Source organism: Curtobacterium sp. PhB136, assembly GCF_004346855.1.
Lineage (GTDB): Bacteria > Actinomycetota > Actinomycetes > Actinomycetales > Microbacteriaceae > Curtobacterium.
In genome coordinates this window covers 731,325-744,368 of the sequence record NZ_SMGH01000004.1, presented here as the reverse complement: position 1 = coordinate 744,368, position 13,044 = coordinate 731,325, and the positions used below count along the sequence as shown (strand labels likewise).

Here is a 13,044-nt window from a genome sequence, read left to right as displayed (position 1 = left end):
AGGGTGTGACGACCACGGTGCCCGGCTTCCACGCGCAACCCATCACGCAGCGCGGCCTCCGTGACCGCGTCTACGACCGGGTGCTCGACGTCCTGATGGGCCACGACGTCGAACCCGGCATGCGCCTGTCGATCGACGGCCTCGCCCGGACGCTCGGCGTCTCACCGACCCCGGTGCGCGAAGCCCTCGTGCAGCTCGAACGGACCGGACTCGTGGTGCGCGAGGCGAACAAGGGCTACCGCGTCGCACCCCCGCTCGCCGGCGACCAGCTCGAGGCACTCTTCGACGCCCGGCTCATCGTCGAGAGCGGTGCCGTGGAGCTCGCGGCCCGCGGTGACGTCGCCGCACTGCGCGAGCGGCTGAGTGCGGCGCTCGCGGACCAGGCTGCCGTCGCCGAGGAGATCGCGGCGGTGGGCGTCGGTGGCGCGTCCGAGGAGCTGATGGCCCGGTTCTTCCGGAGCGACTGGCAGTTCCACCAGCTGGTCTTCGACGCCGCCAGGAACCCGTTCCTCCTCGAGATGTCGGAGATCATCACGACCCGCGTGCACCGGATGCGCCAGATCGTCGAGGGCGGTGGCGACGACACCGACCGTGCCGTACACGAGCACCGCGCGATCCTGGACGCGCTCGCCGAGGACCCGGCGTCCGCCGTGGCCGCGATGCGGGTGCACATCGATGCGGTCCGGCTGCGGTCCCGCGCCGACGCATCGCACGCGGGCTGACCGGTCCCGCGTGCGCGTCCTGAGGGCACGGACGCCCGTGCCGAGGTTCGGGTCAGCGGCACGGGCGTCCTGATCCTCCGAGCCCGGACTCCTTCGGAGCCCCCGTACGGGGGGTTTGGTCGAGGTGGTTGCGCTCTGCCCCAGAGCATGTATCTTTCCTATAGGAAAGAGGTTCATCGCCGAACCGCGACATGCAAGGGAGCATTCCGTGAACCACGCACAGGACTGGGTCCAGCAGGACTGGGACACCGCGACCTGGACCGCCGAGACGTGGCCGATCGCCGCGTGCCTGCACGGCTTCCCGCCGGTCGGCGCCGACGGCACCGCCGTGCACGACGCCGCTCCGGAGGTCTGGGACGACATCCTCGGCCAGGTCGCCGCCGCGGGCTTCTCGCTCGCCGAACTCGCCGACAGCCACATCCGGCCCGCCGACCTCGAAGCCTCCCGCCGGGACGAGTTCTTCGACATCGCCCGGTCCCACGGGATCGGGATCCCGTCGGTGCACCTGCAGCGCAAGAGCGTCATCCAGCCGGGGCGCGAGGAGGACAACCTCGCGTACGCGCACCGCACGATCGACGCGGCGGCCGAGTGGGGCATGCAGGTGTTCTCGACCGGCCTGCACCAGCCGTTCAACGAGGCCCAGCAGCGTGCGCTCTGGTTCTGGACGGCGCAGGGACCGAAGGACCCGGACGACCCCGAGGTCTGGAACGCCGCGGTCAGCCGCCTCCGTGAACTCGGCGAGCACGCCGCGTCCGTCGGGCTGCCGATGGCGCTCGAGCTCTACGAGGACACCTACCTCGGCACCGCCGACAGCGCCGTCCGACTGGTCGAGGAGATCGGTCTCGACAACGTCGGCCTGAACGCCGACGTCGCGAACCTCATCCGCCTGCACCGTCCGGTGGAGGACTGGAAGGAGCTGTTCGCGAAGACCATGCCGCACACGAACTACCTGCACGTGAAGAACTACACGCGCGACGAGGCCGCCGACGGCAGCTGGGCGACGTCCGTCCCGAGCACCATGGAGACCGGGCTCATCAACTACCGGCAGGTCCTCCGCGACGCCGTGGCGAACGGCTTCCGCGGCATCCTCATGACCGAGCAGTACGGCGGGGACAGCCTCGGCGTCTGCGCCACGAACCAGCAGTACATCCGATCCGTCCTCGCGACCACGAAGCTCGGCGAGACCGCCGCGACCGCCGGGACGACCACCGAAGGAGCAACTCGATGAGCACCCTCGACATCGCCGTCGTCGGATCCGGCTACATGGGCGGCGGGATCGCCCAGGTCCTCGCCCTCGCCGGCCACACCGTCCGCATCGCCGACATCTCCGCCGAGATCGCCGCATCCAACCGAGCACGGCTCATCACCGAGACGGAGCAGTTCGTCGCGGACGGTCTGTTCCCTGCGGACGCCGTGTCCCGCGTCGACGCGCACCTCAGCGCCGCCGAGTCCATCGAGGAGGCGGTCGCCACGGCCGACTTCATCGAGGAAGCGGTCCCCGAGAAGCTCGAGATCAAGCACGACACCCTGCGCCGGATCAGCGCGGCCGCCCGCCCGGACGCGATCATCGGCTCGAACACGTCGACGATCCTGATCCAGTCCCTCGCCGAGGCCGTCACCGGCCCGGAGCGCTTCCTCGGCGTGCACTTCTCCAACCCCGCCCCGTTCATCCCGGGCGTCGAGCTCATCCCGCACCCCACGACGAACGACCACGCGGTCGAGGTCGCCGAGGCCGTCGTCGCCGCCACCGGCAAGCAGTCGGCGCGGGTGAAGGACGCGACCGGGTTCGTGCTGAACCGCTTGCAGTACGCCCTGTTCGAGGAGGCGACGAAGATCGTCGACGAGGGCATCGCGACGCCCGACGACATCGACACGATCGTCCGGACGACCTTCGGGTTCCGCCTGCCGTTCTTCGGCCCGTTCGCGATCGCGGACATGGCCGGACTCGACGTCTACGCGTTCTGCTTCGAGTCGCTGCAGACCCGATGGCCCGAGCGGTTCGCCACCCCGTCCTCGCTGCAGCAGCACGTCGACGCCGGCGAGCTCGGCACGAAGTCCGGCTCCGGGTACCTCGACGTCCCCGCCGACCGCACGCCCGAGCTCGTCGCCTACCGCAACCGCGCCTACGTCGCCATGCAGAAGCTCCTCGACGAGCTCGGCCCGGCACCGATCCACTGACCAGGAGGGAACGACCATGAGCAACCAGCGCAAGACCGTCGTCCTCACGGGCGCAGCCTCACCGCGCGGCATCGGCCGCGCCACCGCCCACCACCTCGCCGAGGCCGGCTGGGACATCGGGATCATCGACCTCGACGACGCCGCCTCGCAGGCGGTCGCAACCGAGATCCGCGAGCAGCACGGTGTCCGCGCGGTCGGCGCCGGAGCGAACGTCGCCGACGAGTCCGCCGTCCGAGCGGCCTTCGACACCATCGAGTCCGAGCTCGACCCGATCGTGGCCCTCGTGAACCTGGCCGGGGTCTCCTCGGCGCACGAGTACCTCGACCTGCCGGAGGGCGAGTGGCACCGGGTCCTGTCGATCAACCTCGACGGGGTGCACTTCGCCAGCCTCCGGGCCGCCGAGTCGATGGTCCGGAACGGCTACGGCCGGATCGTGAACCTGTCCTCGGTGTCGGCGCAGCGCGGCGGCGGCACGTTCAGCAAGACGCCCTACACCGTCGCCAAGGCCGGTGTGATCGGCCTCACGCGTGGGCTCGCCCGCGAACTCGGGCCGAAGGGCGTGACCGTCAACGCGATCGCCCCCGGGCCGATCGACACCGACATCATGGGCGGCACGCTCACCGAGGAGCGGAAGACCGCGATGGCCGCCGACGGGGTGCTCCCGCGCATCGGCACCCCGCGGGACATCGCCGCCGCGATCGCCTACCTGATCAGCGAGGACGCCGGGTTCGTCACGGGCCAGACGCTCAACGTCGACGGCGGCCTCTACATGCACTAGGGCCGACCGCCCGCGGAACGTGTGCCGACCCGGCGACGCGATCCGTGCCTCCCGTCCGGATCTCCGGACCCACCGAACTGCACCGTGCTCGCGAAGGAGCGAACCGTGTCCCTCCCCAACGCCCCCGCGCTCGGGTCGACCAACGACCCCGGCCTGAAGTCCGCCATCGGCAAGGCGACGAAGCACCTCATGCCGATGCTCGTCATCCTGTACTTCGTCGCCTTCCTCGACCGCACCAACGTCGGCTTCGCCGAGGAGGCCCTCAGCGTCGACCGCGGGATCTCCGACGCGGCCTTCGCACTCGGTGCCGGCATCTTCTTCATCGGCTACGCGATCTTCGAGATCCCGTCGAACCTGCTCCTCAAGCGGTTCGGTGCGCGGTTCTGGCTCGCCCGCATCGCGATCACGTGGGGCATCGTCGCCGCACTGTTCGCCTTCACGACGAACGACACGATGTTCATCGTGCTGCGGTTCATCCTCGGCGTGACCGAGGCGGGCCTGTTCCCCGGCGTGATCATGTACCTGTCCGAGTGGTTCCCGAACAAGGTCCGCGTGCGGATGTTCGCGATCTTCTACCTGGCGCAGCCGTTCTCGCAGATGATCGGTGCACCGCTCTCCGGCGGGCTCCTCAGCTTCGGCGACAAGGCCACCCCGTTCCACGGCTGGCAGGTGATGTTCGCGGGTGAGGGCATCCTCGCGGTGCTCGCCGGGATCGCGGCGCTGGTGTTCCTGACGAACAGTCCGCAGAAGGCGAAGTGGCTGGAGCCGGGGGAGAAGGACTCGCTGACCGCGGCGATGGCCCGCGAGGACTCCGCGCGGAGCGAGGACGGTCCGCAGGGCATCTGGCGGGCGATGGCGAGCGGCCGCGTCTGGTACTTCACGATCATCTACTTCTGCCTGCAGGTCGCCGTCTACGGGACGACGTTCTACCTGCCGCAGCAGGTCTCGTCGCTCCTCGGGCAGGAGGTCGGCTGGCAGGTCGGGCTCGTCTCCGCGATCCCGTGGCTCGTCGGGCTCGTCGCCTGTTACCTCGTCGGTTCCCGCGCGGACACCGTCGGCCGTCGCCGTCGCTGGGGCACGATGTTCTACATCACCACCGGTCTCTCGATCCTCGGGTCGGCGTGGGCGGGCGCGAACGGCCAGCCGATCCTCGGCATCGTGTTCATCACGCTGGCGGTCGCGAGCTTCCTGGCCGTCGGACCGATCACGTGGGCGTACCCGACCGCGTTCCTGACGGGTGCGGCCGCGGCCGCGGGCATCGGCCTGATCAACTCGCTCGGCAACCTCGGCGGGTTCGTCGCACCGATCATGCGCACCGCGATCAACGAGGTGATCCCCACCGACAGCGGGGCGTTCGGCATCGTCTCGCTCGGCGTGCTGGCGTTCGTGGCCGCCGTGATGATCTTCTGTACCAAGTTCTTCCGGGGGTCGCGTGCCGACGACCTCCTCGACACGAGCCACGTGCGCACGACCGATGCGGAGGCAGGACGATGACCCGACTGTTCAACGACCCGGCGGACTTCGCCGACGAGGCGGCCGACGGGTTCGTCGCCGCGAACCAGGCCTGGGTGCGACGGGTGCACGGCGGTGTCGCCCGTGCCACCGCCAGCCCCGACGGCACCGTCGCCGTGGTGATCGGCGGCGGCTCCGGCCACTACCCCGCGTTCGGCGGCCTGGTCGGACACGGCCTGGCAGCCGGGGCGGCGATGGGGAACCTGTTCGCCAGTCCGTCCGCGCAGCAGGTGGCGGCGGTCGCCCGTGCGAGTGAGCACGGCGGCGGGGTCCTGCTCTCCTACGGCAACTACGCCGGCGACGTCCTCAACTTCGACGCCGCCACCCGCGCCCTGAACGACGAGGGCATCGAGGTCAGGACCGTCCGTGTGACCGACGACGTCACGTCGGCACCGGCGTCCGAGGTGGAGAAGCGTCGCGGCATCGCCGGCGACCTCTGCGTGTTCAAGGTCGCCGGTGCCGCGGCGGAACGCGGGGACACCCTCGACGAGGTCACCGCCATCGCGAACCGTGCGAACGACCGCACGCGCTCGTTCGGGGTCGCGTTCTCCGGGTGTTCGCTGCCCGGGGCCGAGGAACCGCTCTTCACGGTCCCCGAGGGTCGCATGGCGATCGGGATGGGGATCCACGGTGAGCGGGGCATCGACGAGACCGACGTCCCGTCCGCGTCCGGCCTCGCGTCGCTGCTCGTCGAGAAACTCCTCGGCGAGCTGCCCGACGGTGTCGAGGTCGACGGTGCCAGGGTCGTGCCGATCCTGAACGGGCTCGGGTCGGTGAAGTACGAGGAGCTGTTCGTCGTCTACGCGACGGTCCAGCGGCTGCTCGAGGACGCGGGCGCCGTGATCGTCGAACCGGAGGTCGGGGAACTCGTCACGTCGTTCGACATGGCCGGGGTCTCCCTGACGCTGTTCTGGCTGGACGAGGAGCTCGAGGAACTCTGGGCAGCGCCCGCCGACACCCCGGCGTACCGGAAGGGCGGTGCCGTGCACCAGGAGCGTCTGCCCGAGGACGTCCTCGCCGCGGACGTCGCCGCACCGGTCGGCCCGGCGTCCGAGGACTCGCGGTCGTTCGCCGCCAGGATCGCGACCGCCCTCACCGCGGTCCGTCAGGTCCTCGACGAGCACGCCGACGAGCTCGGGCACATCGACGCCGTCGCCGGTGACGGCGACCACGGCATCGGCATGCAGCGTGGATCGGCGGCCGCCGACGCTGCGGCAGCCGACGCCGTCGCACGGGGTGCCGGAGCCGGCACCACGCTCGCGATCGCCGCGGACGCCTGGTCCGACAAGGCCGGTGGCACGTCCGGTGCGATCTGGGGCGCCGGCCTGGAGGCCATGGGTCGCGTCATCGGGGACGAGGAACGTCCGGAGCCCGCCACCGTCCAGAGCGCGGTGCACGCCGCGGTCGACGCGGTCCTGGCCTTCGGCGCGGTCGTCGGGGACAAGACCATGGTCGACGCCATCGTGCCCTTCGACGACGTGCTCACCGAACGCATCGCGGCGGGCGACCCGCTCGCCGGGGCCTGGCGGGCCGCGTCCGATGCCGCTCGGGAGGCCGCTGACGGCACCGCCGCACTGCTGCCGAAGATGGGCCGCGCACGGACGCACGCCGAGCACGCCGTCGGCACGCCGGACCCCGGGGCGGTGTCGTTCGCGCTCATCGTCGACGCGGTCGCGCCGTGACCACGATCGGCGTCTCGCTCAAGACCTACTTCGGCCACGCGCAGACGATCGCGTGGGCCGAGGCCGTCGCCGACATCGCTCGTCACCACCCGGCGGTGACGAGCGGTGCGGTCGAGCTGTTCGTGGCCCCGACCTTCCCGTCGCTCGTCCCGGTGCGCGCAGCGCTGATCGGATCAGGGGTGCTGCTCGCTGCCCAGGACGTGGCGGAGGAGGACGCGGGGCCGTTCACCGGTGAGGTCTCCGGCGCCGAGCTGGCCGAGGTCGGGGTCGAGATCGTCGAGATCGGTCACGCCGAACGACGGTCCCTGTTCCACGAGGACGACGCAACCGTCGCGCGGAAGGTCGCGGCGGCGTACCGCAACCACCTGCGGCCGCTGGTCTGCGTCGGGGAGGCGACCCGAGCCTCCCGTCAGAGCGCGATCGAAGACGTGACCGGGCAGCTCGACCGGGCCGTCCTGCCGGACGCCGCCGGTCCCGTGATCGTGGCCTACGAGCCGGTCTGGGCCATCGGCGCTCCCGAGCCCGCGCCGGACGACCACATCGTGGGGGTCCTCGCGGGCATCGAGGCGTACCTCCAGGCGCGGCCGGAACTGGCTGGCAGCGTCGCGATCTACGGCGGCAGCGCCGGACCCGGCCTGCTCACGCGGGGACAGGGCCGCATCGGTGGGCTGTTCCTCGGCCGGTTCGCGCACGACCCCGACGCACTCCGGTCCGTCCTCGACGAGGCGGAGGCGCTCACCGGCTGACGGTCACGGGCGGGCCCCGGCGAGCCCGTGGTCGTTCGCGTACACCACGAGCTGCACGCGGTCGCGCAGCCCGAGCTTCCCGAGCACGCTGCTGATCTGGGTCTTCACGGTCGACTCGGTGACGAACTCACGGCCCGCGATCTCGGCGTTCGAGAGCCCTCGCGCGGCCCAGCCGAACACGATCCGCTCCCGCTCGGTCAGCGAGCCGAACTCGGCGGGCTGCGGCCTCGGAGCCCGTTCGACGTCCTGGCCGAAGAGCTGGGCGAGGTCGTTCGGCGCGATCACCGAACTGCCCTCGTGCACCGCACGGACCGCGGCGAACAGGAACGACGGGGTCGCGTCCTTGAGCAGGAACCCGCTCGCACCGAGCCGGATCGCCGTCGCGGCAGCGGGGTCGAGGCCGAACGTCGTGAGGACGATGACGCGGGGGACCGGCTCCGACACCGCGCCGTCGAACAGCCGGCGGACGGTCTCGAGGCCGTCCATCCCGGCCATCCGCATGTCGAGCAGCATGATGTCCGGGCGGAGCTCGGGGATGCGTGCGAGCGCCTCCGCGCCGTCGGAGGCCTCACCGACGACCGTCATGTCGTCCTGTGCGTCGAGGACCACGCGGAGGCCGGCACGGAAGAGCGCCTGGTCGTCGGTGAGCAGGATCCGGATGGGTTCGGTCATCGTTCGGTCATCGTCCGTGGTCGTCTCGGTCATCGTGGGGTTCCGTCGTGCAGGGCGAGGGGGATGCGGGCGCGGGCCGCGAACAGGTCGTCGACGACGGCGGCGTCGAAGGAGCCGTCGAGCGCCGCGAGGCGTGCGCGCATGCCGTCGACACCCCGGCCGGACCCGCTCGTGGTCTCGCCCGACGTCCGCACGACGTTCTCGACCTCGAGCACCAGGTCGCCCGAGCGCCATGTCTCGCGCACCACGACCGGCAGCCCCGGCGCACCGTGGCGCAGGGCGTTCGTCAGCATCTCCTGGAGGACGCGTCGCGCCGCCGTCCCCGTGTCCTTGCCGAGCGGGCGAGGGGTCCCGCGGACGGTGTGGTCGACCTGCACCCCGGCTTCGCGGATGCCCTGCACGATCTCCTCGAGCGAGGCCGGGTCGACGCGGTCCCCGGACCCGTCGATGTGCCCGAGGACCTGTCGGACCTCGACCAGGGAGCTGCGCGCCGTGCTCGCGATGGTCGCGCTGACCTCCCGGATGCGGGCCTCGTCCTGCAAGAACGGCACCGAGTCCGCCTGGGCGATGATCACCGCCAGCGAGTGGCCGACGACGTCGTGGACGTCGCGGGCGATGGCTCCGCGGATGCGCTCCGACTCCGCCTCGTCGACGGCGCGGGTCGCGACCGCCTCGGCCTCGACACGGCGCTCGGACTCGCGGTTCCGCGAGGTCCACGAGCGCACGGCCAGGCCGCCGGCCCACACCGCGAGCAGTGCCGTGACCGGGGCGGCCGCGGCGAGGAGCGCCTGGTCCGGCGGGCCGCTGATGATCAGGGCGAACCGGTACCCGGTGTACGCCAGGTAGACCGTCGCTCCGATCCCGGCGACCAGTGCCAGCACGCCGGAGAGCACCACCTCGGCCTTCGTGCCGACGATGGCCGACGTCCCGACCACGACGAAGAGTGCGATGTCGACGAGAGACGGTCGTTCGTAACCGGTGACCTGGACGAACCCGAGCAGGACGGTCGTGACCATCGCGCCGGACGGTGAGAGTCGACGGAGCGCGATCGCGGCCGCGGCGAGGAGGACCGCGGAGAGGCTGGCGTGTTCGAGCTCGACGTCCACCGGAGCGACGAAGACGAGTGCCGCGACGACGGCCCATGCCACGTCGACGACGATCGACCGCGTGGCGAGGGGTCTGAAGATCACCCACCGCTCCGTCACCACTGGATCATCGCACGGTCCGCGCTCCCGGTGACGGCTGCATCGAGCAGCGCAGCGACGAGTTCGTCGTACCCGAGGCCGACCGCGGCGAACATCCGCGGGACCTGCGACTGCTCGGTGAACCCCGGCGCGGTGTTCACCTCGTTGAGGACGACGCCCGCGGCGGTCACGAAGAAGTCGAACCGGGCGACCCCCGCACACCCGAGCGTCTCGTAGAGGCTCCGCGCTGCCTGCTCCAGCGCAGCGTGCGCTTCTGGTTCGAGCCGCGCCGGGACGAGGAAGGGTGCGCTGCCGTCGTACTTCTGCTCGCGGTCGAACACGGCTCCGTCGGCGACGGCGATCTCGAGCGTCGCACCGGCACGGAGCACGCCGTCCCGGTCGCGGAAGAGGGCGATGTCGACCTCGCTCCCCGTCACGAACTCCTCGACGAGCACCGCGTCCCCCGCGGCGAACGCACGGTCGAGTGCCGGAGCGAGTTCCCCGGGTGTCCGGACGACGGAGACGCCGTTGCTCGAGCCGCCGGTCGTCGGCTTGACCACGACGGGCAGCGGTTGGTCACCGGGCTGTTCGCTCGGACGGACGAGCGTCCCCGGAGCGGTCCGGACGCCGGCGGCCTCGGCGAGGAACTTCGTGACCCACTTGTCCATGCCGAGCGCACCGGCACGGACGGGGGAGCCGACGAACGGCGTGCCGAGCATCCGGAGGAGCCCGGCCACGGCGCCGTCCTCGCCGTCGACACCGTGCAGCGTCGGGAAGACGACGTCCGCGGCAGTGAGGACCGTGACCGCGTCGGGTGGGGACAGCGCCGGGCCGTCCGTGGACCGCCAGCCGCCCGAGCGGTCGATCGTGAGCGCGGACACCTCGTGCCCGAGGCGTCGGAGCGCGCGGGTGATCGCGGCGGCCGACGCGACGGAGACGTCGTGTTCGTCGTTCGCGCCGCCGCCGATGACCGCGACCCGAATGCGTCGTTCAGACACTGGCTGCCTCTTCCGTGTTCGTGCTCGTGCTCGTGTTCGTGTTCGTCCGGAGGACCCGGGACACCCGACTGCCGATCCGAGTCACGATCTCGTGCTCGATCGTGTCGGCCCACGCCGCCCACTCCGTCACCGTCGGTTCGCCGGCGTCGCCCGGCCCGAAGACGATCGCCTGCTCCCCGGGGCAGAGCACGTCGTCGCCCGTGTCGACCACGACAGAGTCCATCGAGAAGCGCCCCACGAGTGGACATCGGCGGCCGCGGACGAGCACCGACGCCCGTTCCGAGGCCGCCCGGGGCAGGCCGTCCCCGTAGCCCAGGGGCAGGAGCGCGAGGTTGGTCCGCCGATCGGCGACGTGGTCGAGCCCGTACCCGATGCCGGTCCCGGCGGCGAGCGGACGGGTGGCGATGACGGTCGTCGTCAGCGACAGTGCCGGGCGGAGTGCCGCGGAGGTGTGTGACGGGTCGATGCCGAACAGTCCCGCGCCGATCCGGTGCAGGTCGTACCCGGCCCCGACCCCGGTGATCGTGGCTGCCGTCGCGGCGAGGTGCCGCACCGATGGGGCCAGCCCGCGGCGCCGCGCTGTCCGGACCGCGTTCGCGAAGACCAGGCGCTCTCGCCGGTTCTGCTCGTGCTCCGGCCGGTCGGCCGAGGACATGTGCCCCATCAGACCGACCACCCGGACAGCTCCGGCTCGCTGTGATCCGCTGGCGAGTTCGCAGAGGGACGCCCAGGTGTCGGCAGGTGCGCCGTCCCGCGCCATGCCGACGTCGACGTGCAGGTGCACGCGGGCGCGCTGCCGGACGCGCAGCGCCGCGCGTCCGATCGCGTGCAGCAGCGCGGGGCTCGACACCGCGAGGTCGATGTCCGCGGCGATCGCCGACTCGAAGTCCGCGTCGACGGGGTTCAGCCAGCTCAGCACTGGTGCGTGCACGCCGGCCGCCCGGAGCCGCAGGGCCTCATCGATGGACGTCACACCGATGGACCGCGCCCCTGCGGCGAGCACCGCGCGGGCGACGTCCCCGTGGCCGAACCCGTCGGCCTTGAGCACCGCCATCACCCGCCCACCCGTGAGCGCGGTGAAGTACGCGGTGTTCGCGCGGATGGCATCGTCGTGGACGGTCAGTTCCGTCGTCGCGTGCTGGAGGGCGGTCATCCCGCTGACCCGTCGGGCAGCGTCGCGGGGCAGTCGCCGCCGGGAGTGGTGGCGAGTTCGAAGTGCCACATCTCGTTGGCGTACGTCCGGCAGAGCCCGAACCGCGAGCCGTGCTGGTCCATCCAGCTCATCGCGTCGGTCGGCCCGACGTCGACGGCCTGCCCGCGGACGTGCGAGGACTTCTCCGGCGTGTTCACCCACCGTCGCGCCGCTTCGAGGGACCCGTACTGCTCGATGCCCTGGTCGAGGAGCGCCTGCTGGTAGTGCTTGCTGCGCCACCCGGAGTTGACGAGTACGTCGACGCCGTCCGCCGAGGCCGCGCGGGTCGCCGCTTCGAGCGCGCGGCGGAGGTCCGCGTCGAGCCCCGTGATCGCGGGAGTGTCCTCGAGCTCGGAGATCGGCGCGCTGTCGATGAGCCCGTCGCGGGACGTGACGAGCACGCCGCCGATGGTCTCGCTCGCCGTCACGGTGACCGGGGCGGACGGAGCGTGGTGCGTGGGTCGGTTCGGCGCACCGGTCGCCGGCGCGTCCGCGATCCCGGTCCCGATCGCGCACCCGGCGAGGACGATCGTCGCGGTTGCGAGCAGGCCGGTCGCGATGGTCATCCTGGAGGGCTTGGAGGTCATGAGACCATCGTCCGACATACCGGATGCTGGAACATCGGCCGGAAGACCCAAGTCCTTCCGCCTCCCGGACGAGGCCGGACTCAGTCCACGAGCCGGGCAGCCCCTGACGTCAGATCGTGACGGACCCGAGCACCCGGTGCGCGATGGAGATCGACTCGCCCGACACCGCGGACAGCGGCGAGGACAGGAACGCGATGAGGTCGGCGATCTGCTCGGGGCTGGACTCGCCACCGGACCCGCGCTGGACCTCGGCCGCGGGCTCGTCGGTGACGGTGCCCGGGTTCACCACGTTCACCGAGACACCGGTCCCCGCGAACTCGTCGGCGAGGTTCTTCGCGATGACGCTCACCGCCGTGTTGCGGAGGGACGCCGTGATGTTGCCCGAGAAGTAGGCGTTCTGGCCGCTCACCACGACGACCCGGCCGAAGCCGTTGTCGCGCTGCGTCGGGAGCACGGCGTTCGCGACCCGGAGGAACCCGAGCGCCTTGCCGTCGATCGCCGACGCGATCTGGTCCGGGTCGGACTTCTTCGCGCGGTCGAGCGTCCCGGCGCTCGGCGCGGCCGTCACCACGAGGACGTCGATGCGCCCGTGCTGCTCGACCACCGAGGCCACACCGGCGTCGACCGACCCCTGGTCGGCCGTGTCGATCGAGACCCCGTCGTCGCCGGCGCTCCGGGATGCGACCACCACCGTGGCACCCTCGGCTCGGAGCCGATCGGCGACGGCACTGCCGATGTAGCCCTTCCCTCCGACGACGAGCGCGACACGGTCCTTGAGCTGGAGATCCATGCG

At 71.6% G+C, this 13,044-nt stretch carries 13 protein-coding genes; 7 read left to right on the top strand and 6 right to left on the bottom strand.

Going from position 1 to position 13,044, the window contains the following annotated elements:
• The first annotated feature begins 5 nt into the window (after positions 1-5).
• The 7 genes from EDF27_RS03585 (at position 6) to EDF27_RS03555 (ending at position 7,618) form a co-directional block, all read left to right on the top strand.
• Entirely contained in the window at positions 6-722 is a 717-nt protein-coding gene (locus EDF27_RS03585; protein ID WP_123655068.1) for a GntR family transcriptional regulator, read from the top strand.
• Positions 723-930: 208 nt separating this feature from the next.
• Positions 931-1,950 (top strand): sugar phosphate isomerase/epimerase family protein, encoded by a 1,020-nt coding sequence (locus tag EDF27_RS03580; protein WP_123655069.1) that lies wholly within the window; start codon positions 931-933, stop codon positions 1,948-1,950.
• Complete coding sequence (locus EDF27_RS03575; RefSeq protein ID WP_123655070.1) at positions 1,947-2,900, top strand: 3-hydroxyacyl-CoA dehydrogenase family protein; 954 nt, start codon at positions 1,947-1,949, stop codon at positions 2,898-2,900. Before EDF27_RS03580 ends, EDF27_RS03575 begins: the two co-directional genes overlap by 4 nt.
• Before the next feature lie 16 nt (positions 2,901-2,916).
• Positions 2,917-3,678, top strand: a complete 762-nt coding sequence (locus EDF27_RS03570; RefSeq protein WP_123701032.1) for an SDR family oxidoreductase — start codon at positions 2,917-2,919, stop codon at positions 3,676-3,678.
• A gap of 105 nt (positions 3,679-3,783) precedes the next feature.
• On the top strand, positions 3,784-5,172 hold the full coding sequence (locus tag EDF27_RS03565; RefSeq protein ID WP_123655072.1) for an MFS transporter: 1,389 nt from the start codon (positions 3,784-3,786) through the stop codon (positions 5,170-5,172).
• On the top strand, positions 5,169-6,872 hold the full coding sequence (locus EDF27_RS03560; protein WP_123701033.1) for a dihydroxyacetone kinase family protein: 1,704 nt from the start codon (positions 5,169-5,171) through the stop codon (positions 6,870-6,872). The genes EDF27_RS03565 and EDF27_RS03560 overlap by 4 nt, the downstream gene beginning before the upstream one ends.
• Positions 6,869-7,618 carry a triose-phosphate isomerase family protein gene (locus EDF27_RS03555; protein WP_123701034.1) on the top strand — a complete coding sequence of 250 codons (750 nt, stop codon included), beginning with the start codon at positions 6,869-6,871 and terminating at the stop codon, positions 7,616-7,618. The genes EDF27_RS03560 and EDF27_RS03555 overlap by 4 nt, the downstream gene beginning before the upstream one ends.
• 3 nt (positions 7,619-7,621) lie before the next feature.
• Here EDF27_RS03555 and EDF27_RS03550 read toward each other — a convergent pair whose 3' ends face one another.
• The 6 genes from EDF27_RS03550 to EDF27_RS03525 form a co-directional block, all read right to left on the bottom strand.
• Positions 7,622-8,290 (bottom strand): response regulator transcription factor, encoded by a 669-nt coding sequence (locus EDF27_RS03550; RefSeq protein ID WP_123655075.1) that lies wholly within the window; start codon positions 8,288-8,290, stop codon positions 7,622-7,624.
• Between the two features lie 29 nt (positions 8,291-8,319).
• Positions 8,320-9,480 (bottom strand): histidine kinase, encoded by a 1,161-nt coding sequence (locus tag EDF27_RS03545; protein WP_132047336.1) that lies wholly within the window; start codon positions 9,478-9,480, stop codon positions 8,320-8,322.
• Between the two features lie 11 nt (positions 9,481-9,491).
• Positions 9,492-10,472: a D-alanine--D-alanine ligase gene (locus tag EDF27_RS03540; RefSeq protein WP_123701036.1), complete on the bottom strand. Its 981-nt coding sequence runs from the start codon at positions 10,470-10,472 to the stop codon at positions 9,492-9,494.
• A complete protein-coding gene (alr, locus tag EDF27_RS03535; protein WP_132047335.1) occupies positions 10,465-11,625 on the bottom strand; it encodes an alanine racemase in 1,161 nt (386 codons plus the stop codon). Before alr ends, EDF27_RS03540 begins: the two co-directional genes overlap by 8 nt.
• The gene (locus EDF27_RS03530) at positions 11,622-12,251 is read right to left on the bottom strand and encodes a M15 family metallopeptidase (RefSeq protein WP_123655079.1); all 630 of its coding nucleotides are present in this window, start codon (positions 12,249-12,251) and stop codon (positions 11,622-11,624) included. The genes alr and EDF27_RS03530 overlap by 4 nt, the downstream gene beginning before the upstream one ends.
• Positions 12,252-12,360: 109 nt before the next feature.
• A complete protein-coding gene (locus EDF27_RS03525) occupies positions 12,361-13,041 on the bottom strand; it encodes an SDR family oxidoreductase (RefSeq protein WP_123701038.1) in 681 nt (226 codons plus the stop codon).
• Positions 13,042-13,044 lie beyond the last annotated feature (3 nt).

Coding starts and splice junctions, on each gene's coding strand:
- EDF27_RS03560 (WP_123701033.1), top strand. CDS start 5,169: ATGACCCGACTGTTCAACGACCCGGCGGACTTCGCCGACGAGGCGGCC.
- EDF27_RS03570 (WP_123701032.1), top strand. CDS start 2,917: ATGAGCAACCAGCGCAAGACCGTCGTCCTCACGGGCGCAGCCTCACCG.
- EDF27_RS03530 (WP_123655079.1), bottom strand. CDS start 12,251: ATGACCTCCAAGCCCTCCAGGATGACCATCGCGACCGGCCTGCTCGCA.
- EDF27_RS03575 (WP_123655070.1), top strand. CDS start 1,947: ATGAGCACCCTCGACATCGCCGTCGTCGGATCCGGCTACATGGGCGGC.
- EDF27_RS03525 (WP_123701038.1), bottom strand. CDS start 13,041: ATGGATCTCCAGCTCAAGGACCGTGTCGCGCTCGTCGTCGGAGGGAAG.
- alr (WP_132047335.1), bottom strand. CDS start 11,625: ATGACCGCCCTCCAGCACGCGACGACGGAACTGACCGTCCACGACGAT.
- EDF27_RS03550 (WP_123655075.1), bottom strand. CDS start 8,290: ATGACCGAACCCATCCGGATCCTGCTCACCGACGACCAGGCGCTCTTC.